The organism is Comamonas testosteroni, assembly GCF_014076415.1.
Taxonomy (GTDB): domain Bacteria; phylum Pseudomonadota; class Gammaproteobacteria; order Burkholderiales; family Burkholderiaceae_C; genus Comamonas; species Comamonas testosteroni_F.
Genome location: NZ_CP043568.1, coordinates 325,246 through 344,502, shown reverse-complemented (window position 1 = coordinate 344,502; position 19,257 = coordinate 325,246). Strand labels below are relative to the sequence as shown.

The following is a 19,257-nucleotide window of genomic DNA, read 5'->3' as shown; positions in this document are numbered from 1 at the left end:
AAGGCCCTCTTGCCTGGCACGGGCTGCTGGATAAACTATGGGCAGTACTGGTTTGATTGCCCGAAAAAGGAGTTGCTGCCATGGACGCCGTGTTCACCCCCAACCTCGACAAGCTGCGCAACATCGTGCAAAGCTTTGGCGCCAATTCCTTTACCGCGACACAGGTGGCCACGGAATACGAAGGCAGCACTGCCGGCAGCGAAATCACCAAGACCTTCGAAGAGCTGCTCGCCCACCACGCAACCGTGCTGGGCATTCAGTCCGTGCCGGGCCACTATGTGGTCTGGCGCGCAAACTGAGCCGCTGACAGGCCCCTTCATGCATGCCCACCTCGGTGGGTATTTTCTTTTTCATCCAGGGATCAACTGGGCTAAAGTGCGGCGCCATGTCGTTGATTCCTCTCCCCCTCTGGCTGCCGCTTTCCGTCGCGGCCTGCGTGCTGCTGGTACTGGCCGCCGTGGGCTGGCTGTGGCGCTCGGCCCTGCGCGTTCCGACGGGCAGCCGTGACGGCCGCAATATGCGCAGCATGGCCGCCATCGCCAGCGCAGGCCTGCTGCTATGGCTGGCCTATGGCTTGTTCAAGGGTTATGGGGCGCTGTGGCAAGCCGATGCGCTGATGCTCATGGCTCAGGCATCGCTGCTGGTGCAGATACCCTTGATCATCGCGGCAGTGGCCTGGATTGCGACCCTGCTGCTGGGCCGCGTCATGGCCATGCACAAGAACAGCCACAAAGACTGAAGGCGCGACACGTTCTCAGTGCGCGCGCGGTGCGGTCTGCGGCAGGTCCGCCCATAGCTTGCGCAGCTGCTGCAGCTCGGCATCGAAGCGCTGGTTGATGCGCTGCTTTTCCTCTTCCTGCTGCTTGATGAAGCGCTGCTGCTCGGCCTGAGAGTCCGTGTTGTCGTCCAGCTGGCGGCGCAGATTGGCCGGAGCCCTCTTCGGATCGTTCTGATAGAACTCCAGCTCGGTATTGAGCTTGCGGCGGCGTTCCCTGAGGTCGACCTGGCGCTGCTGGGCCACGCCGATCACATCGTTGACCTGGGCAATCGCCTCGGCTCTGGCGGCGTCATGCACGCCCTGATTGGGGAAGCGCGCCAGCATGGCTCGGTCACGCGAGCGCTCCTCGCGCAGGCGTTGCTGCTCGGCCTGATCCTGACGCCGCCTGGCCTCCAGCGCGCTGCGCTCCTGGTCGGTCAGCGTGGGGCCCACGCGGCGCAGCTCGACGCCCGTGTTGCCAAGCACACGCTGCTCGCGATCGACGCAGGAGGCAATAGGCCTGTCGGCCGTGATGCGCCGCCCATTGGCATCCGTGCAGGCGTAGATACCGCCGCTATTGGCTGGGGCCTGGGCTTGGGCCGGCATGGCCCCTGCCCAGACGATAGCTACCACATACAAACTCAGTTTTGCATGCAAGGCCTGCTTCATTTGCGTGTTTATTCCTTGTTTTCAACACCATAGCGCTGACGGTAGGCCAGCACGCGTTCATGATGCTCGCGGCCGGCATCCCCACCCTGCTGCTCGAGATAAAGCAACAAATCGGCCAGCTTGGCAATCGCACAGACCTGCATGCCCAGCTGATTGCGCACATATTGGACGGCGCTGTGCGGCACGTCCTGGCCATTCTCCGTCGCCATTTCCTGACGGTCCAGAGCGATGGCCACGGCGTGAGGCTCGGCACCGGCCGCCTTGATGATGGCAATCGACTCGCGCGCGGCCGTACCGGCCGACATCACATCGTCAATGATGAGCACGCGGCCCTTGAGGGGAGCGCCCACCAGAGTACCGCCTTCGCCGTGGTCCTTGGCTTCCTTGCGGTTGTAGGCAAAGGGTACGTTCTTGCCCTGGCGCGCCAGCTCCACCGCCACCGTGGCAGCCAGAGGAATGCCCTTGTAGGCAGGCCCGAAGACCATATCAAACTCCATGCCGCTGGCCAGAATGGCTTTTGCATAGAATTCGGACAGACGGGCCATCTTGGCGCCATCGTCAAACAGGCCGGCATTGAAGAAGTACGGGCTGATGCGCCCGGCCTTGGTCTTGAATTCGCCAAAACGCAGCACGCCCGCATCGACGGCAAACTGCACAAAATCCTGCGCCAGACGGTCTGCACCGCCCATTGGCTTCTCACTCACCACCATGGATTCATCCTTGTTCAAATTAACCAGCCTCAACCTCAACGGTATCCGCTCTGCCACGACCAAAGGCGCCGAAGCCTGGATCGAAGCCACTGCGCCGGATTGTATTTGCGTCCAGGAAATCAAGGCCCAGGCTTCGGATATGGCCGGGCGCTTCGAGGTGTTGGCCGGCATGAAGGGCTATTTCCACTTTGCCGAGAAGAAAGGCTACTCGGGCGTGGGCGTCTACACCCGCCACGAGCCCAGCGATGTGGTGGTGGGCTTCGATATCGACGAGTTCGACGCCGAAGGCCGCTATGTCGAAACCCGCTTCGACACGCCCGGCCGCAAGCTCTCCATCATCAGCGCCTACTTTCCCAGCGGCAGCTCGGGCGAGCTGCGCCAGGAAGCCAAGTTCCGCTTTCTGGCCAAGATGCACAGCCACTTGATGCACCTCAAGGCCGAGCGTGACTTCGTGCTCTGTGGCGACATCAATATCGCGCACCAGAAGGAAGACCTGAAGAACTGGCGCGGCAACCAGAAGAACAGCGGCTTCCTGCCCGAAGAGCGCGACTGGATGAGCAGGTTGTTGCACAAGACCGAGGCCAGCGGCGGTCTGGTCGACGTCTATCGTCAGCTTCAGCCCGACACCACGGATGCCTGCTACACATGGTGGAGCAATCGGGGCCAGGCCTATGCCAACAACGTGGGATGGCGACTGGACTACCATCTGGCAACACCAGCGATCGCGGCCCTGGCACGCACCGAGTCCATCTACAAGGGCGAGAAGTTCTCGGACCACGCGCCCATCACCATTGGCTACGACATGGCGATCTGAGGCGCTGTGCATAGGCATGCAAAGCAGCGAACGCATGCATGCTTGAGCACTTGCTTTAGCGCAAGGTGCAACAGTACAACCCATGCGAGCATGAGTTGTACTGAGCCGGCTGGACAGGTTTCCGAAAAAATGAAATGCGGAGCCTGGATGGCGACAACGCCACAGCGGCCTCCCGTTTCGCTTTTAGGAAAAGGAATAGCCAATGAAGAAGATCCTGACGACTCTGGCCCTGTGTGCAGTCGGTGCCCTGAGCGCACCCGCCATGGCGGCAGGCTGCGAAGCCATCGTTGAAAGCAACGACGCCATGCAGTTCAATGTCAAAAGCATCGATGTGCCCAAGTCCTGCAAGAAGTTCAGCGTGACTCTCAAGCATGTGGGCAAGATGCCCAAGACCGCCATGGGCCACAACATCGTGGTCAGCACTGCGGCTGATATGCAGCCCGTGATCACCGACGGCATGGCCGCCGGTGCAGGCGCCGACTATGTGAAGGCCGGCGACGCCCGCGTACTGGCGCACTCCAAGGTTATCGGCGGCGGCGAGACCAGCAAGTTCGATATCGACGTGGCCAAGCTCAAGGCGGGCACGGATTACGCCTTCTTCTGCAGCTTCCCCGGCCACTCTGCCCTCATGAAGGGTTCGCTCAAGCTGGGTTCCTGATCCCGAAATCCTATTTTTTAGTAGCTGCCAGCGCTTTTCCTCAAAGGTTTTCAGATATATAGATACCTTAAAACCTTGATAATCAAGCGCAATTAGCTTCTTAATCAATAGCAAATCTGGCTGACCCAAAGCGCCTGTGATGAAAGTCACCGGCGCTTTTTCATGGCTATTCCATCGCGGAGGTCAGCGGTCTGTTGCTCACCACATGCTTCATGACCAGCGTGGAGGTCATGCGCAGCACGCCGGGCAGCCGGGTCAGGTGCTCGTCATAGAGCCGCTGGTAGGCCGGCAGGTCGCGCACCACGACCTGCAGCAGATAGTCCGGGTCGCCAAACAGTCGCTGGGCCTGCACCACATTGTCGAGCCGGGCCACGGCGTCCTCGAACGCGGGAACGGATTTGCTGTCCTTGAGCGTGACAAAGACCAGCGACGAAAAATCCAGCCCCAGCGCCGCGGGGTCCAGCTCGGCGCGGTAGCCGCGAATCACGCCCGACTCCTCCAGCGCACGCACACGCCGGTGGCAGGGCGACAGGCTCAGGCCCACCTGCTCGGCCAGCTCGGTCACCGTGAGGCGGCCATTGTTTTCGAGCGCAGCAAGAATTTTTCGATCCAGCGAATTCACGGGGCAGTTTCTTCCAATTTCAAGCCGTTCAGCGGCGAATATTGAGAGCACATTCTCGCTCCTCTTCCATATTCTCTCGGCATCAACGCTTTTCGAGGGAATTTCGTGTCCTACGCCGCCTTGACCGCCTTCTGGGCCGTCTCCTTTCTTCTGGTGCTCACGCCCGGGGCCGACTGGGCCTATGTGATCTCGGCCGGTCTGCGCGGCAGGCGGCTGGTGCTGCCCGCCACGCTGGGCCTGGCCTGCGGTGCGCTGCTGGCCACGCTGGCCGTGGCTGCAGGCGTGGGCGCCCTGGTGGCACGCAACCCGGCCCTGCTGACCGCCTTGACGGCCACCGGAGCGCTGTACCTGGCCTGGATGGGCGTGGGCCTGTGGCGCAGCCCGGCCGCCATCAGCAGCGCCGCAGATGCCGACGCCGGCACGCGCTGGCACTGGACGGTCAAGGGAGCCAGCGTCAGCGGCCTCAACCCCAAGCAGCTGTTGCTGCTGCTGGCCTTGCTGCCGCAGTTTGTGCGGCCCGGCGACAGCTGGCCGGTGTTTGCGCAGATCATGGTGCTGGGCGCCGTCCATGCGGCCAGCTGTGCCGTGGTCTACTTCGGCGTGGGCTGGGGCTCGCAAAGCGTGCTGCGCTCGCGCCCCGCAGCAGCGCTTGCCGTCTCGCGCCTGTCGGGCACGCTGATGCTGTTGATTGCCGCTGTGCTGCTGGGCGAGATCGCCGTCCAGCATCTCTGAAAGAAAAGATGCCTGCAGCCGAAAACCGCAGGCATTTCAAGAACAGGCGTACGCTGCGCCCCGGCGAAGATGTAGTCCCCCGCCCGCATTGCGAAGCAAAGCGAGAGAGGCGCCCGGCGAGGAGAGAGCGCCTCAGGAGAGGCACCCCTTTCATCAGCTCTTCAGAGCCCCCAGCACCTCATCGAGCATCTTCTTGGCATCGCCGAACAGCATGCGGTTGTTGTCCTTGTAGAACAGCGGATTGTCCACGCCCGCATAGCCGGAGGCCATGGAGCGCTTCATCACGATGGAGGTCTTGGCCTTCCACACTTCCAGCACCGGCATGCCGGCGATGGGGCTCTCTGGATCGTCCTGAGCCGCGGGGTTCACGATATCGTTCGCGCCGATGACAATGGCCACATCGGTCTCGGGGAAGTCTTCGTTGATCTCGTCCATCTCCATCACGATGTCGTAAGGCACCTTGGCTTCGGCCAGCAGCACGTTCATGTGGCCGGGCATGCGTCCTGCCACTGGATGGATGGCAAAGCGCACAGCGACGCCTTTTTCGCGCAGGGTCCTGGTGATTTCGTTGACGGTGTGCTGGGCCTGGGCCACGGCCATGCCGTAGCCGGGCACGATGATGGCGCTCTTGGCTTCGCGCAGCATCTCGGCAGTTTCGGCGGCGCTGACGGGCGCCACTTCGCCCTGGGGCTCGGCAGCCGCAGCGGCACCGCCCTTCTTGGCCGGCGCCCCGGAGCCGAAGCCGCCCGCAATCACGCTGATGAAGTTGCGGTTCATGGCCTGGCACATGATGTAGCTCAGGATGGCGCCCGATGAGCCCACCAGCGCGCCGGTGACGATCAGCAGGTCATTGCCCAGCATGAAGCCGGTGGCCGCCGCCGCCCAGCCCGAGTAGCTGTTGAGCATGGACACCACCACGGGCATGTCGGCACCACCGATGGCCATGACCATGTGCACCCCGAACAGCAGCGCAATGGCGGTCATCACGACCAGGGGCAACATGCCGTCAGCCACGGTCTCGGCGTGCAGAAACTCGCGGCCGAACCAGATCACCACCAGCAGTGCCACCAGATTGAGCCAGTGGCGTGCGGGCAGCAGCAGCGGCTTGCCGCCTATCCTGCCGTTGAGCTTGCCGAAGGCGATCAGCGAGCCCGAGAAGGTGACGGCGCCGATCAGGATGCCTACGTAGATTTCCACCTCGTGAATGGCCTTTTCTGCGCCCGCGAGCTGGATGGAGGTATCGACATAGCTGGCAAAGCCCACCAGACAGGCCGCCAGGCCGACCAGGCTGTGCATGAGGGCGACCAGCTCGGGCATCTGGGTCATCTTGACGACCCTGGCCGCATACAGGCCGATACCGCCGCCGAGCACCAGCGCACCGACGATCCAGGCGATACCGCCGGCATCGACACGCGGGCCGAACACGGTGGCCAGCACGGCCAGCGCCATGCCGACCATGCCGAACAGATTGCCGCGGCGCGAGGTTTCGGGGTTCGACAGCCCACCGAGACTGAGGATGAACAGAATGGCAGCCCCCAGATAGGCTACCGTTGCGAGACTTTGGGACATGGTGTTTCTCTCTTGTGCTCGTTCTTCTTATTTGCGGAACATGGCCAGCATGCGACGTGTCACGGCAAAGCCGCCAAACATATTGACTGCAGTCAACACAAGTCCGGCAAAGGCCAGCCAGCGGATCAGTTCATCCGGGCGCCCCGTGCCTGCCGTGCCCGGCGGCGCGATCTGCACCAGAGCGCCGATGGCGATGATGCTGGAGATGGCGTTGGTCACGCTCATCAGCGGCGTGTGCAACGCAGGCGTCACATTCCACACCACCATGTAGCCGATGAAGCAGGCCAGCACGAACACCGTGAAGTGGCCCAGGAAGGCCGCCGGCGCATAGGCACCGATGAACCAGAAGGCCACGGCGGCAATCGCAAAAATTATGGCCAAGGTCTTTGCCGGCAGCGGGCCGGCAGCGCCATGGCCATGACCGCTTTTCTTCTGTTCCACCACAGCCGCAGCCGGTTTGGAGGCTGGCTTGGGCGCCTGGGCAATGGGCGGAGCAGGCCAGGTGATTTCGCCGTCCTTGACCACCGTCAGCCCGCGAATCGCATCGTCTTCCATATTCACCACGGCCACGCCATCCTTGGCCTTGCACAACTCTTCGGTCAGGCGCAGCAGGTTGGTCGCGTACAGCGTGGACGACTGCTTGGCCAGGCGCGATGCGAGGTCGGTGTAGCCGATGATGGTCACGCCGTGGCGCACCACGGCCTCATTGGGCACGGTCAGCTCGCAGTTGCCGCCCTGCTCGGCCGCCATGTCGACGATCACGCTGCCGGGCTTCATGCTCTGCACCATCTCGGCCGTGATGAGCTTGGGCGCGGGTTTGCCGGGGATCAGCGCCGTGGTGATGATGATGTCGGCATCCCTGGCCTGCTGGGCATACATCTGACGCTGCGCAGCCTGGAAGCCTTCGCTCATCACCTTGGCATAGCCGCCGCCGCCAGCTCCGTCCTCTTCGTAGTCAACCTTGACGAACTCGCCACCCAGCGATGTGACCTGGTCGGCCACTTCGGCGCGCGTGTCGTTGGCGCGCACGATGGCCCCCAGATTGGCGGCCGTGCCGATGGCCGACAGGCCGGCCACGCCAGCGCCAGCAATGAATACCTTGGCCGGGGGCACCTTGCCTGCCGCCGTGATCTGGCCGTTGAAATAGCGACCGAAGGCGTTGGCTGCCTCGATCACGGCGCGGTAACCCGAAACACCGGCCATGGAGGTCAGTGCATCCATCTTCTGCGCGCGGCTCAATGTCCGGGGCAGCGAGTCGATCGCCAGCACCGTCACCTTCTTGGCGGCCAGTTGCTGCATCAGATCGGGGTTCTGAGCGGGCCAGAGAAAGTCAATCAGGATCTGGCCTTCGCGCATCGAAGCGACTTCTTGCTGGGTGGGCGGGCGCACCTTGAAGATGATGTCGGCAGCGGCCCAGAGCGCAGCAGCGTTGGGCAGCACCTCGGCACCCACTGCGCGATAAGCCTCATCGCTGAAGTTGGCGGCATCGCCGGCACCCGATTCGATGGCGACCGAAAAGCCCAGCTTGATGAGCTTTTCGACCACATCGGGCACGGAGGCCACGCGCTTTTCCAACGGAAAGGTTTCCCGTGGGATGCCGATGCGTTGGACGTCACCACGTTGGACGTCACTACGTTGGGCGCCAGAGCGCTGGACGTCGGTCGGCGGGTTGGAAGAGGTAGACATGCAGAGTCTCCTGGAGTTTAAAAACGGTTTTCCTCCAGACCGCCCCATCTCCTGCCATTCCTGCCCGTGGGAGGAACTTGTATTGCATGGGCATTGGCACGGCCTGAACGATCTTGAAACTGTGTCGGGCCGCTTCCCATGAAGCGACTGCCCGCTGCCTTGCAGCACAAATACGTTTTAGCAGCCCGCACCAAAATGGGGCACTCGCATCCATGCTAGCTCATATGAGGGATGACGCCAGAATCTGAGCGGGCATTTTTGATGCGCGTGTCATGCCGTGTCATGCTTGCGGGGTTCGCTGACCGCGAGACTACGCAAACGCCCGAAAAATACAAGTCACCCATGTTGCAATATCACACTGTCCCCGTCACCGCCTTCCAACAGAACTGCTCTCTCGTCTGGTGCGACCAGACCATGGATGCGGCCGTCATCGACCCTGGCGGAGATATCGAGCAGATCGAGTGGGAGGTGGAGCGCCTGGGCCTGAATCTCAAGGCCATCTGGATCACCCACGCCCATATCGACCACGCGGGCGGCACCAGCGAGCTGGCGGCCAAGCACGAGCTGCCCATCATCGGCCCGCATGAGGGCGACCAGTTCTGGATCGACGGTCTGCCTCAACAGGGCGCCATGTTCGGCTTTCCCCACTCCGAGCCTTTTGTGCCCTCACGCTGGCTGCATGATGGCGATACGGTGAGCATCGGCCAGGAAACGCTGAACGTGCGCCACTGCCCAGGTCACACGCCCGGCCATGTGGTGTTCCACTCACCGCAGATCGACCGCGCCTTTGTCGGCGATGTGCTGTTTGCGGGCAGCATAGGCCGCACGGACTTCCCGCAGGGCAACCATCAGCAGCTCATCGACTCCATCGTGCAGCGCCTGTGGCCCATGGGCGATCAGACGATCTTCATCCCCGGGCACGGCCCGGAAAGCAGCTTCGGCCGCGAGCGCAAGCTGAACCCCTATGTCAGCGGGACCTGAATCCTGACGGCCGAGGCTTGCGGAATCAGGTCTTCCGTAGCAGCATGCGCCTGTCACGCCTTGTGACATCACATCACTGGAGGGAGTTCGTATGCGCAATTTATGGAAGATTTGCCTGGCTTCAGCCCTGGTCAGCAGCTCATGGGCGAGCCTTGCCCAGGCACCGGCGGCGGCTCCTGCTGCGCCGGCCGCCAAAACAGCCCCCATGCCCGCCAAGCCGGCGGCAGAACCGGCAGCAAAGGCTGCGCCGGCCCCTGCTGCTGCCAAGGCGGACATGCAGACCTTTGTCTGCAAGGATGGCTCCACCATGAGCGCTGCGTCCTCCAAGGGAGCTTGCTCGGGCCGCAAGGGCATTGATCAGGATGCCACGGCCAAGGCTGCTGCAGGCGCAAAGCCTGCCAAGACTGCAGCACCAGGCGGCGGTGCAGGCAAGGTCTGGGCCAATGAGGACAGCAAGATCTATCACTGCCCCGGCACCCGTTTCTACGGCACGACCAAGAACGGCAAGTACATGAGCGAAGCCGATGCCAAGGCCGCCGGCATGCACGGCGCCAACAACAAGACCTGCAACTGACCTGCAGCCTTCAAGCATCGCGCTGACCTGCGGTTGCAGGCAGCGCGTTTTTTCATGTAAGACACGCTGAAACGATTGCTCATCAAGCGCAAGCAGCTATCAATTCAAAAGGACAATCGCGGTAATGAACTGGTTGGTCGGACTGGGTATCTTGTTGGTGGCAGCCTTGCTGCTATGGGCTTTTTCGGCGCTGTTCATCAGCATGCTCGCCGGCCTGGCGGTCAGAGCCCTGCTCTGGCAGCCGCTGCGCTGGTGGCGCCACAGGCAGTTGCGGCGCGAGCTGGAACAGAACCCGGCTCTCGATATCCAGCAGCAGGCCCCTTGCGCCCTGTTTTATCTGCTGTCCGCAGCCGTGACCCTGCTGGGATGCGCTGCCGCACTGGCCACCCTGATTCATCTGCCCGATAGCCTTTATTCGCCCGAGCAGCTTTCTTTGATCTGTGGTCTGGTGTTTGCCATCAGTCTTGCCACCCTCATCAAGCTGAGCGGCAATCTCGTCAGCCTGGGTGAGGAGGCCGCTGCCGCTGCCGAGATCAGGGCGGCCTGGTCGCTAGGGGCGGGCATTGTGCCCATGCTCTGCCTGATCACCCTGATTTTCTTCGTACCGCATACGGCGGGCTGGATGGTCTGGCGCGAGCAATGGCGCGGCTATGACAGCACGCGGCTGCGCATCCCCCTGAAGCACAACGATGCCGAGCACCAGCAGGCCTTGTTGCAGTTGGTCCGCCCGATACTGGAGCAAGGCAGCCGCATCCTGAGTCACCGTGCCCGCTCGCGCAGCGGCAGCAGCTATACCCTGAGCGCCGCCCTGCCCGCACGCTATCGTTTTCATGAGGATGCGCTGGAGCTGCAACTGGCGGGCCTGATGCCGTATGAGCAGCTCAACATGCATCTGCAGGCCCTGATTTCCGTGGTGGAAGGAGAGGCCAGCAGCCTGCCACTGGCCTATGCCCAATGCCAGCCCTCCCCCGACTGGTTGGGCAGACAGCGCTTTTTCGGGCGTGGCCAGCAAGCCATGCAATCGCTGCGCGAATGCGTGCGCACTCGCCAATCCGAGCTGACGACCGCTCTTCCCTTGCTACGGGGCAACCTGCAGGAGGTGCAAATGGGCTGGAATCGCTTTCGCCCCTGGCCGGCTCTGCCGCGCTGGCAGGCTGCTGCCTTGCCGGAAGATGAAGATGAGCTGCAGCGGCTCGATACTCTGCGCTAAGAACCACTGAGCGGCAACACATCCAGCCACTGGCCAGGCTCCAGCCCTTCAATCGAATAAGGCCCCACGGCCATGCGCACCAGCCTCAGCGTGGGGTGGCCGACGGCTGCCGTCATGCGGCGCACCTGGCGGTTCCTGCCCTCGCGGATGATGAGCTCGATCCAGCAATCGGGAATGTTCTGGCGCACGCGAATCGGCGGGTTGCGCGGCCACATGCCGGGCTGGGGGTCTATCAGGCGGGCCTTCGCGGGCAGGGTCTTGCCGTCGCTCAACTCCACGCCCTCGCGCAGGCGCTGCAGCGCCGTCTCGTCCGGCACCCCTTCGACCTGCACCCAGTAGGTCTTCTCCATCTTGTGGCGCGGGTCGGCAATGCGGGCCTGCAACTGGCCGTCATTGGTCAGCAGCAGCAGGCCTTCGCTGTCGGCATCGAGCCGGCCCGCCACATAGACACCGGGCACATCGATCCAGTCCTTAAGGCCCTGCCACTTGCCCTCGGGCGTGAACTGGCTGAGCACTCCATAGGGCTTGTGAAAGCACAGCAGACGTGTGACCTCAGGCCGGGGCGCGGGCTGGCGCACCACGGTGCTGCGGCGCAAGTTGCTGGAGCGATTGGAAGAGAACGGGCGGGGCATGGCGACGAGCTTAGCAACAAAGGCCAGGGCTGACATCAAGCATCAGAATGCCTTGTATCGCTTACTGGACATAGGAATACAGCTATTAGTTTTGAAAATCCGGGAACGCAGCACCGAGGAGCGGCTGTGGATACACCTCACGCACGCAGTTGAGCCAGGCCTGGGCCGCACGCGACAGATAGCCGGGCCGCCACATCAGCGCCACATCCCAGGGGATCTCGGGCTCCACCAGGGGGCGGCTGGCCACGCGCTGCGGGTCATAGCGGGCGATGACATGCTCGAACATCACGGCCACGCCCACCCGGGCCGCGACCAGATGGCCTATGAAATCCCAGTAGCGCGTCTGCAGCTTGACCTGTGGCGTGAAGCCCGCTGCCTCGCATTGCTGCAGCACATGCTCGTGCAGCGCAAAGTCCGAGGTGTAGAGCACAAACGGCAGGTCGCGCAGATCGCTCCAGCGCATGGGCTGACCTGGGTCCGACACCTGCTGGGCAGGCAGCACCACACGCGTCTTCTGGCGCGCCACGGTGTAGCGCTCCAGCGCCGGATCGGGGGCCGCGAACAGGCCCAGCGCCATGTCCAGTTTGCCTTCCTGGATCAGCTGGTACTGGGCACGCGCCCCCTGCTCGTTGACCTGCAGGTTCACACCCGGATAGCGCTGCTGGAACAGCGCAATCACCGGCGCCATGTAATGGCCCGTGGTGGGCATGATGCCAAGGGACAGCTCGCCGCGCGTGATGTGATCCACCTCGGCCACCTGTCGGCGCAGCAGCTGGGCCTGCTCCAGAATCTCCAGTCCGCGGTCATAGACCACCTGACCTGCGTCGGTCAGCTGCACGCCCCGGCCTTCGCGCAGCAACAGGCGACCACCGAATTCGTCCTCCAGCGCCTTGACCATCTTGCTGATGGTGGGCTGGGTCACATGCAGGGTTTCGGCCGCGCGGGTGAAGCCGTTCTGGCGCACGACCTCAATGAAGTAACGCAGGGCACGCAAGTCCATGACAATTCCTTTTACGCATGGAAAAAATGAAAATAAGTCATTTTATGAATATAGGTGAAAACCCTAGAATTTCACCCATGTCACAGATTACGGAAGCTGTCGCTCCTCGCGCCCAGGGCGACAGCCATTCTTTTGCCCAGACACTCTGGCAACTGCTCAAGGCCGTGCTGCAAGTGTGCCTGCTCAGCGCCATCTGGATTGCCATGGATGTGCTGCGCCAGCATTTCGGCTGGAGCATGCCGGCCGGTCTGATCGGTTTCGGCCTGCTGGCCGTGGGCCTTTTTTCGGGCCTGGTCAAAGCACGCTGGCTGCAAGGCGGCACCAACTGGCTGCTGGCAGAGATGCTGCTGTTCTTCGTGCCCGCCATGCTGGTGGTCACCGAATACCCCGATCTGATCCGCCACCAGGGCTTGCGCATTCTGGCCGTCATCGTGGCCAGCACAGCCTGCGTGATGGCTGTGACCGCGCTGGCGGTCGATCGTGTCTATCGCTTCGAGTTGTGGCTGGCAAGGCGCAAGTCCAGCCGCGATGCCGCTGCCCTGAACGAGGACTAAGCCATGCTGTCGAATGAAGTCATCGGCCTGCTGTCGCTGCTGGCCACCGTGGCCTGTTACGGGGTCAACAAGCGCCTGTATCGCAAGCATCCCCACCCGCTGCTGATGCCCATAGTCGCCACCCCCATGGTGCTGATCGGTCTGTCGCTGCTGACCCATGTCAGCTACCCGCAGTACATTGCCCAGACCCACTGGCTGGTCTGGCTGCTGGGCCCCACTACGGTGGCATTTGCTCTGCCTCTGTACGAGAACCGCAAGCTGCTGCGCAAGCACTGGATGTCGATAGCCACCGGCGTGGTCGTGGCCAGCCTGGTCTCCATCTCCACCACCATTGCGTTTGCCGATATGTTCGGCCTGTCCGAGGCGCTGCAAAAAGGCCTGGCCGTGCGCAGCATCACGACACCGTTTGCAATCGAGGCCGAGAAAGTGCTGGGCGGCCCCACCGATCTGGCGGCGCTGTTCGTGCTGCTGACCGGTGTCAGTGCCATGCTGCTGGGCGAGACCGTGCTGCGTGTGCTGCCCCGCATCCGCAGCAAGCTGGCCACGGGCGCCAGCTGGGGCGGAGCCGCCCATGGCAGCGGAGTGGCCCGCGCGCGCCAGGCCGGCGAGGTGCAGGCCGTGATGGCATCGCTGGTGATGATGATTGCTGGCGCCGTGAACGTGCTGGCAGCTCCCTGGGTACGTGTGATCTTCTTCTGAAGCCATAGCTTGCAACGCAGACGTTGCAGGCGCTGCGGCACCATCAAAAAGCCGGGCACAAGGCCCGGCAAGGAGAAGCAGCAAACCGGAGAGTCCTTCAGGGCCGCGCTCAGGCCAGCGTATAGGCCGTCTTCACCGTGGTGTAGAACTCCTGGGCATGGCGGCCCTGCTCGCGCGGGCCGTAGCTGCTGCCCTTGCGACCGCCAAACGGCACGTGGTAGTCCACCCCCGCCGTAGGCAGGTTGACCATGACCATGCCGGCCTGGCTGTGGCGCTTGAAGTGGGTGGCGTACTTGAGGCTGGTTGTGGCAATGCCGGCCGACAGGCCGAACGGCGTGTCGTTGGACATGGCCAGGGCCTCTTCGTAGTCCTTGACGCGGATCACGCTGGCCACGGGGCCGAAGACTTCTTCGCGGTTGATGCGCATGCCGGCTTCGGTGTCCACGAACAGCGTGGGCGCCATGTAGAAGCCGTCCTTGCCGCTGCCCGTGTGGCAGGCGACGCGGATGCCGCCAGCGGCCAGGCGCGCGCCTTCGGCCTTGGCGATTTCCACATAGCTCAGATCCTGCTCCAGCTGGGCCTGGCTGACCACGGGCCCCATGTCGGTGCCGGCGGCGCGTGCATCGCCGACCTTGATGCGCGCCATGCGCGCCTGCAGGGCTTCGATGAAGGCCGGGTAGATCTTGTCGGTGACGATGAGGCGACTCGATGCCGTGCAGCGCTGGCCGGTGGAGTAGAAGCCGCTCTGGGCCGACAGCTCCACGGCCTGGGCGAGGTCGGCATCGTCCAGCACGATCTGGGGGTTCTTGCCGCCCATCTCCAGCTGCACCTTCTTGCCGCTTTTGACGCAGGCTTCGGCAATGCCGCGGCCCACGCCCGTCGAACCCGTGAAGCTGATGGCCGCCACATCGGCATGATTCACCAGGGCTTCGCCGATCACGCGGCCCGGGCCCATGACCAGGTTGAACACGCCGGCGGGGATGCCCGAGCGGTGGATGATGTCGGCCAGGGCCCAGGCGCTGCCGGGCACCAGATCGGCGGGCTTCAGGACCACGCAGTTGCCAAAAGCCAGGGCCGGAGCGATCTTCCAGGCCGGGATGGCGATGGGGAAGTTCCAGGGCGTGATCAGGCCGACCACGCCGATGGGCTCGCGCGTGATCTCCACACCGATGCCGGGGCGCACCGAAGGCACGGTCTCGCCAGTGAGGCGCAGGCACTCGCCGGCAAAGAACTTGAAGATCTGACCGGCGCGGCCGACTTCGCCAATGGCTTCGGGCAGGGTCTTGCCTTCTTCGCGGGCCAGCAGCTCGCCGAGTTCGGCCTTGCGCGCCAGGATTTCCGTACCGATCTTGTCCAGGGCATCGGAGCGCGCCTGGATGCCCGAGGTGGACCAGGCCGGAAACGCGGCCGCGGCGGCGGCCACGGCGGCCTGCACATCGGATGCACCGCCCTGGGCGTACTCGCCGATCACATCTGACAGGTCGCTGGGGTTGGTGTTGGTGCTGTAGCTGATGGCGGCCGTCCATTGGCCGTTGATGAGGTTGTCGTAGCGGGACATGGGGTACTCCGTAAGAAAAAGAGCTGACTGAAGAGGGCTGCGATAAGGGCGAGGCCTGCGCAACTGGCGCGGCCCAAAACGAGGGACACCGAGGAAGGGCCTAAGCCGGCCGCGCCGCCCCGCACCGAGGGTGTCGCCCCCCTCCCTCGCGAAGCGAGTAGAGAGGCGCCGTGCCACGGGGGGAAGGCGCGTAGCGCCTCAGGGGGTGCTCTACCTCACCATGCAGGGCCGCTTGTTGTCGAACTTCCAGCCGGGAATCAGGTGCTGCATGGCAATGGCGTCGTCACGCGCGCCCAGGCCGTGTTCCAGGTACAGGGCGTTGGCGCGCTGCAGCGCGGCGCGGTCCACGGTCACGCCCAGGCCTGGGGTCTTGGGTACTTCCACAAAACCGCTCTTGATCTGCAGCGGGTTCTGCGTGAGGTACTGGCCGTCCTGCCAGATCCAGTGCGTGTCGATGGCCGTGACCTTGCCGGGGACGGCGGCGGCCACGTGGGTGAACATGGCCAGCGAGATGTCGAAGTGGTTGTTGGAGTGCGAACCCCAGGTCAGCCCCCAGTCGCGGCAGGTCTGGCCCACGCGCACCGAGCCGGCCATGGTCCAGAAATGGGGGTCGGCCAGGGGGATGTCCACGGACTGCAGCGACAGGGCGTGCACCATCTGGCGCCAGTCGGTGGCGACCATGTTGGTGGCCGTGGGCAGCCCCGTGGCACGGCGGAACTCGGCCATGACTTCGCGGCCCGAGAAGCCTCCTTCGGCGCCGCAGGGGTCTTCGGCATAGGCCAGCACACCGCGCATGTCGCGCATCAGGCGGATGGCGTCCTTGAGCAGCCAGCCGCCGTTGGGGTCCAGGGTGACGCGGGCGTCGGGGAAGCGTTTCGCCAGGGCTGTCACGGCCTCGACCTCCTGCTCGCCGGCCAGCACGCCGCCCTTGAGCTTGAAGTCGTTGAAACCGTAGCGCGCGTAGGCGGCTTCGGCCTGGCGCACGATGGTCTCGGGCGTCATGGCCGTCATGTGGCGCACCTGGGTCCAGTCATCCGTGCCCAGCTTGTCTTCGCCGGCCTTGACGTAGTCCATGCCGGTCTTGTCGCTGGGGCCCACGAAGAACAGGTAACCCAGCATTTCCACGCGATCGCGCTGCTGGCCTTCGCCCAGCAGGGCGGCCACGGGCACGCCCAGGTGCTGACCCATCAGATCCAGCAGGGCGGATTCGATGGCGGTCACGGCGTGCACGCCGATGCGCAGATCAAAGGTCTGCAGGCCGCGGCCGCCGGTGTCACGGCCGTCGAGGGATTTCTGCACCTCTTGCAGCAGCTGCAGGTGTTGGCCGATGGAGCGGCCAATCAACACCTGCTTGCTGTCCTCCAGCGCCTGGCGAATGCCTTCGCCGCCCGGCACCTCGCCCACCCCCGTGTGGCCCGCGCTGTCGTGCAGCAGCACGATGTTGCGGGTGAAGTAAGGCGCATGGGCGCCACTGAGATTCATGAGCATGCCGTCGCGGCCAGCGACGGGAATGACTTCGATGGCGGTGATGGTCGGGGTAGTGGACATAGAAAGGCTCTTCAACAGACGCGGAGAAAAAAGGGGATCACAGGGCGATCACTGCGCAGCAGACCAGGGCACTTCTGCCGCAGGCCGGCCCGTGGCGATGAACTGCTGCAGATTCAGCAGAACCAGGTCGGCCATGGCGCTGCGGGTTTCGTGGGTACCGCTGGCGATGTGGGGGGCCAGCACCACGTTGTCCAGGGCCAGCAGGGCGGGCAGAGGGCGGGGCTCGTCCTCGAACACGTCCAGGCCGGCGCCGGCGATGCGCTTGCTCTCCAGGGCATCGGCCAGGGCGGCTTCGTCGACCACGCTGCCACGTGCCACATTGACCAGAAAGCCCTGCGGACCCAGAGCAGCCAGCACCTCGGCGTTCACCAGGTGGCGTGTGCCTTCGCCGCCGGCGGCAGTGATGACCAGGATGTCGGCCCAGCGCGCCAGCTCCAGCAGCGAAGGCAGGTACTGGTGGAGCGAGCCTTCAACGGGGCGGCGGTTGTGGTAGGCCACTTCCATGTCGAAGCCCGAGGCGCGGCGCGCCACGGCGCTGCCGATGCGGCCCATGCCGAAGATGCCCAGGCGCTTGCCGCTGGCGCGCGTGCGGATGCCGAAGCGGCCCTGGCTCCAGTCGCCGCGACGCACGAAACGGTCGGATTCGCTGAGGCCACGCGTGGCGTCCAGCAGCAGGGCAAAAGCCAGGTCGGCCACACAATCGTCGAGAACGCCGGGCGTATAGCCCACACGCGCACCGCGGCGCAGCAGGGCGTCCTTGTCCAGGGCATCGAAGCCCACGCCGAAGCAGCTCACGAACTTGAGATTGGGCAGAGCATCGACCACGTCCGCAGGCAGGCCCATGGCGACCGATGTGACCGCATATTCGAACTGTCCGCCATGCTCGGCAAGAAAGCGCCCGGGATCGGGCTGCTCGGAGAGGATGCTCACCTCGTAGGCCTGAGCCAGTTCGGCATCAAGCTGGGTCAGCGGCATCTTGCCGTATTGAAGAACGCGTGGTCGGGTGGTCGCCATGCCGGGAATTCCTTGGAATTTGCGGGGGTCTGAAGCCCCTGTGGAAAGGGCCTGCCGGATGGCAGGCCTGCTGAGTTGGCCCGAGGCCAACCCACATTTCTATCTCAGTTGCCCACCGTGCTCTGTGTAAAAAAGGCCGTTCGAAACTGGCGCGGCCAGAGATCAGGGACACCGAGGAAGGGCCGCCCCGCACCAAGGGTGTCGCCGGTTGCCCGGACGCCCCCCTCCCGCGAAGCGAGAGAGGGCGCCGTGCACACGGTGGAAGGCGCGAAGCGACTCAAGGGGTGCTTCATGTCAATCAGCAGTGATTTTTCGGGTCTCGATCAGTCGCTTCCAGCGCTCGTTCTCCTGTGCCTGAAAACGCGTGAATTCTTCGGGCGTGTTGCCCACGATTTCCAGTCCCTGCTCCACAAAGCGCTTGCGGATTTCGGGCTGCTGCACGGCGACAATGGCGGCCTTGGCCAGTCTGGCCTTGACATCGGCCGGCAGGCCCTTGGGTGCGGCCATGCCTTGCCAGGAGTAGACCTCGGCCCCCTTGACGCCGGACTCGGCCAGTGTGGGAACGTCGGGCAGCACGGGCGAGCGCTGGCTGCCGGTCACGGCAATGGCGCGCAGCTTGCCGCTACGCAGATGAGGTAGCACGGCGTTGACGTTCTGGAAGGAAAAATCCACCTGCCCACCCAGCAGATCGGTGATGGCCGGTGCTCCGCCCTTGTAGGGCACATGCACGGCTTCGGTGCCCGTTTGCTGCCAGAACAGCTCGGCCGACAAATGATCCGAAGAGCCATTGCCGGAGCTTGCAAAACTGATCTTGCCGGGATTGGCCTTGAGCGCGGCAATCACCTCGCTCACGCTGCGGGCCTTTTGTGTCGGGCTGGCAACGAGCACATTGGGAGCCTGCACGGGGATGGTGATGTAGTCGAAATCCTTGCTGGCGTCATAAGGCACGTTCTTCACCATATGAGGGGTCACCACAAAAGGGCCCAGCGAAGCCACCAGCAAGGTGTAGCCATCGGCTGCGGCGCGCTTGACGGCTCCCGCACCGATGGTGCCCGTGGCTCCAGGACGGTTTTCCACGACAAAGGGCTTGCCCAGTTGCTCGGCCATGCTCAGGGCCACCGCACGCGCCACTGTGTCGGTGGAGCCGCCAGCCGGGAACGGCACGATGATGTTCACGGGCTTGTCGGGAAAGTTGCCGGCCGCCTGGGCGGCCAGGGCCAGGGTGGCGCCCAGCGTGATCAGTATCTTTTTCATGCGTTGTCTCCTGAAG

Annotated in this window: 21 protein-coding genes; 10 read left to right on the top strand and 11 right to left on the bottom strand. The window is 63.8% G+C overall.

Annotated elements, in window-relative coordinates:
* The first annotated feature begins 80 nt into the window (after nucleotides 1-80).
* Nucleotides 81-299 carry a hypothetical protein gene (locus tag F0P97_RS01505; protein WP_182285362.1) on the top strand — a complete coding sequence of 73 codons (219 nt, stop codon included), beginning with the start codon at nucleotides 81-83 and terminating at the stop codon, nucleotides 297-299.
* Nucleotides 300-385: 86 nt separating this feature from the next.
* Nucleotides 386-739, top strand: coding sequence for a hypothetical protein (locus F0P97_RS01500; RefSeq protein WP_182285361.1), 354 nt, complete (start codon nucleotides 386-388; stop codon nucleotides 737-739).
* A gap of 15 nt (nucleotides 740-754) precedes the next feature.
* Here F0P97_RS01500 and F0P97_RS01495 read toward each other — a convergent pair whose 3' ends face one another.
* On the bottom strand, nucleotides 755-1,426 hold the full coding sequence (locus F0P97_RS01495) for a DUF4124 domain-containing protein (protein ID WP_182285360.1): 672 nt from the start codon (nucleotides 1,424-1,426) through the stop codon (nucleotides 755-757).
* 8 nt (nucleotides 1,427-1,434) lie between these two features.
* Entirely contained in the window at nucleotides 1,435-2,136 is a 702-nt protein-coding gene (gene pyrE / locus F0P97_RS01490; RefSeq protein WP_182285359.1) for an orotate phosphoribosyltransferase, read from the bottom strand.
* A 10-nt stretch (nucleotides 2,137-2,146) separates the two neighbouring features.
* Between pyrE and F0P97_RS01485 the strand changes: the two genes are divergently transcribed.
* Complete coding sequence (locus F0P97_RS01485; RefSeq protein WP_182285358.1) at nucleotides 2,147-2,950, top strand: exodeoxyribonuclease III; 804 nt, start codon at nucleotides 2,147-2,149, stop codon at nucleotides 2,948-2,950.
* Between the two features lie 202 nt (nucleotides 2,951-3,152).
* Nucleotides 3,153-3,608 carry an azurin gene (gene azu / locus F0P97_RS01480; protein WP_182285357.1) on the top strand — a complete coding sequence of 152 codons (456 nt, stop codon included), beginning with the start codon at nucleotides 3,153-3,155 and terminating at the stop codon, nucleotides 3,606-3,608.
* Nucleotides 3,609-3,774: 166 nt separating this feature from the next.
* On the opposite strand, the gene F0P97_RS01475 is transcribed toward azu, so the two are convergent.
* Nucleotides 3,775-4,230, bottom strand: a complete 456-nt coding sequence (locus F0P97_RS01475) for an Lrp/AsnC family transcriptional regulator (protein WP_182285356.1) — start codon at nucleotides 4,228-4,230, stop codon at nucleotides 3,775-3,777.
* Between the two features lie 105 nt (nucleotides 4,231-4,335).
* Here F0P97_RS01475 and F0P97_RS01470 point away from each other — a divergent pair, with 105 nt between their 5' ends.
* A complete protein-coding gene (locus F0P97_RS01470) occupies nucleotides 4,336-4,962 on the top strand; it encodes a LysE family translocator (RefSeq protein ID WP_182285355.1) in 627 nt (208 codons plus the stop codon).
* A gap of 153 nt (nucleotides 4,963-5,115) precedes the next feature.
* Here the strand turns inward: F0P97_RS01470 and pntB are convergent, their stop codons facing one another.
* The gene (pntB, locus tag F0P97_RS01465; RefSeq protein ID WP_182285354.1) at nucleotides 5,116-6,531 is read right to left on the bottom strand and encodes a Re/Si-specific NAD(P)(+) transhydrogenase subunit beta; all 1,416 of its coding nucleotides are present in this window, start codon (nucleotides 6,529-6,531) and stop codon (nucleotides 5,116-5,118) included.
* A 27-nt stretch (nucleotides 6,532-6,558) separates the two neighbouring features.
* Nucleotides 6,559-8,217 carry a Re/Si-specific NAD(P)(+) transhydrogenase subunit alpha gene (locus F0P97_RS01460; RefSeq protein WP_256495484.1) on the bottom strand — a complete coding sequence of 553 codons (1,659 nt, stop codon included), beginning with the start codon at nucleotides 8,215-8,217 and terminating at the stop codon, nucleotides 6,559-6,561.
* A gap of 342 nt (nucleotides 8,218-8,559) precedes the next feature.
* Here F0P97_RS01460 and F0P97_RS01455 point away from each other — a divergent pair, with 342 nt between their 5' ends.
* The 3 genes from F0P97_RS01455 to F0P97_RS01445 all read left to right on the top strand — a co-directional run bounded on the left by F0P97_RS01455 (nucleotide 8,560) and on the right by F0P97_RS01445 (nucleotide 10,982).
* Nucleotides 8,560-9,198 (top strand): MBL fold metallo-hydrolase, encoded by a 639-nt coding sequence (locus F0P97_RS01455; RefSeq protein ID WP_182285353.1) that lies wholly within the window; start codon nucleotides 8,560-8,562, stop codon nucleotides 9,196-9,198.
* Nucleotides 9,199-9,289: 91 nt separating this feature from the next.
* Nucleotides 9,290-9,772 (top strand): hypothetical protein, encoded by a 483-nt coding sequence (locus tag F0P97_RS01450; protein WP_232538087.1) that lies wholly within the window; start codon nucleotides 9,290-9,292, stop codon nucleotides 9,770-9,772.
* Nucleotides 9,773-9,896: 124 nt separating this feature from the next.
* A complete protein-coding gene (locus F0P97_RS01445; RefSeq protein WP_182285352.1) occupies nucleotides 9,897-10,982 on the top strand; it encodes a hypothetical protein in 1,086 nt (361 codons plus the stop codon).
* On the opposite strand, the gene F0P97_RS01440 is transcribed toward F0P97_RS01445, so the two are convergent.
* Nucleotides 10,979-11,650, bottom strand: a complete 672-nt coding sequence (locus tag F0P97_RS01440; RefSeq protein WP_182285351.1) for a pseudouridine synthase — start codon at nucleotides 11,648-11,650, stop codon at nucleotides 10,979-10,981. The genes F0P97_RS01445 and F0P97_RS01440 overlap by 4 nt on opposite strands.
* 49 nt (nucleotides 11,651-11,699) lie before the next feature.
* On the bottom strand, nucleotides 11,700-12,614 hold the full coding sequence (locus F0P97_RS01435) for a LysR family transcriptional regulator (RefSeq protein ID WP_182285350.1): 915 nt from the start codon (nucleotides 12,612-12,614) through the stop codon (nucleotides 11,700-11,702).
* Between the two features lie 77 nt (nucleotides 12,615-12,691).
* Between F0P97_RS01435 and F0P97_RS01430 the strand changes: the two genes are divergently transcribed.
* Together F0P97_RS01430 and F0P97_RS01425 are read left to right on the top strand one after the other, a co-directional pair.
* Nucleotides 12,692-13,168, top strand: coding sequence for a CidA/LrgA family protein (locus tag F0P97_RS01430; protein WP_003070342.1), 477 nt, complete (start codon nucleotides 12,692-12,694; stop codon nucleotides 13,166-13,168).
* A 3-nt stretch (nucleotides 13,169-13,171) separates the two neighbouring features.
* Complete coding sequence (locus tag F0P97_RS01425; protein ID WP_182285349.1) at nucleotides 13,172-13,867, top strand: LrgB family protein; 696 nt, start codon at nucleotides 13,172-13,174, stop codon at nucleotides 13,865-13,867.
* A 109-nt stretch (nucleotides 13,868-13,976) separates the two neighbouring features.
* On the opposite strand, the gene F0P97_RS01420 is transcribed toward F0P97_RS01425, so the two are convergent.
* The 4 genes from F0P97_RS01420 to F0P97_RS01405 all read right to left on the bottom strand — a co-directional run bounded on the left by F0P97_RS01420 (nucleotide 13,977) and on the right by F0P97_RS01405 (nucleotide 19,241).
* On the bottom strand, nucleotides 13,977-15,425 hold the full coding sequence (locus F0P97_RS01420) for an aldehyde dehydrogenase family protein (protein WP_182285348.1): 1,449 nt from the start codon (nucleotides 15,423-15,425) through the stop codon (nucleotides 13,977-13,979).
* A 210-nt stretch (nucleotides 15,426-15,635) separates the two neighbouring features.
* Nucleotides 15,636-16,973: an enolase C-terminal domain-like protein gene (locus F0P97_RS01415; RefSeq protein WP_182285347.1), complete on the bottom strand. Its 1,338-nt coding sequence runs from the start codon at nucleotides 16,971-16,973 to the stop codon at nucleotides 15,636-15,638.
* 48 nt (nucleotides 16,974-17,021) lie between these two features.
* Entirely contained in the window at nucleotides 17,022-17,987 is a 966-nt protein-coding gene (locus tag F0P97_RS01410) for a 2-hydroxyacid dehydrogenase (RefSeq protein WP_182285346.1), read from the bottom strand.
* A gap of 294 nt (nucleotides 17,988-18,281) precedes the next feature.
* A complete protein-coding gene (locus tag F0P97_RS01405; protein WP_182285345.1) occupies nucleotides 18,282-19,241 on the bottom strand; it encodes a Bug family tripartite tricarboxylate transporter substrate binding protein in 960 nt (319 codons plus the stop codon).
* Nucleotides 19,242-19,257: the final 16 nt, after the last annotated feature.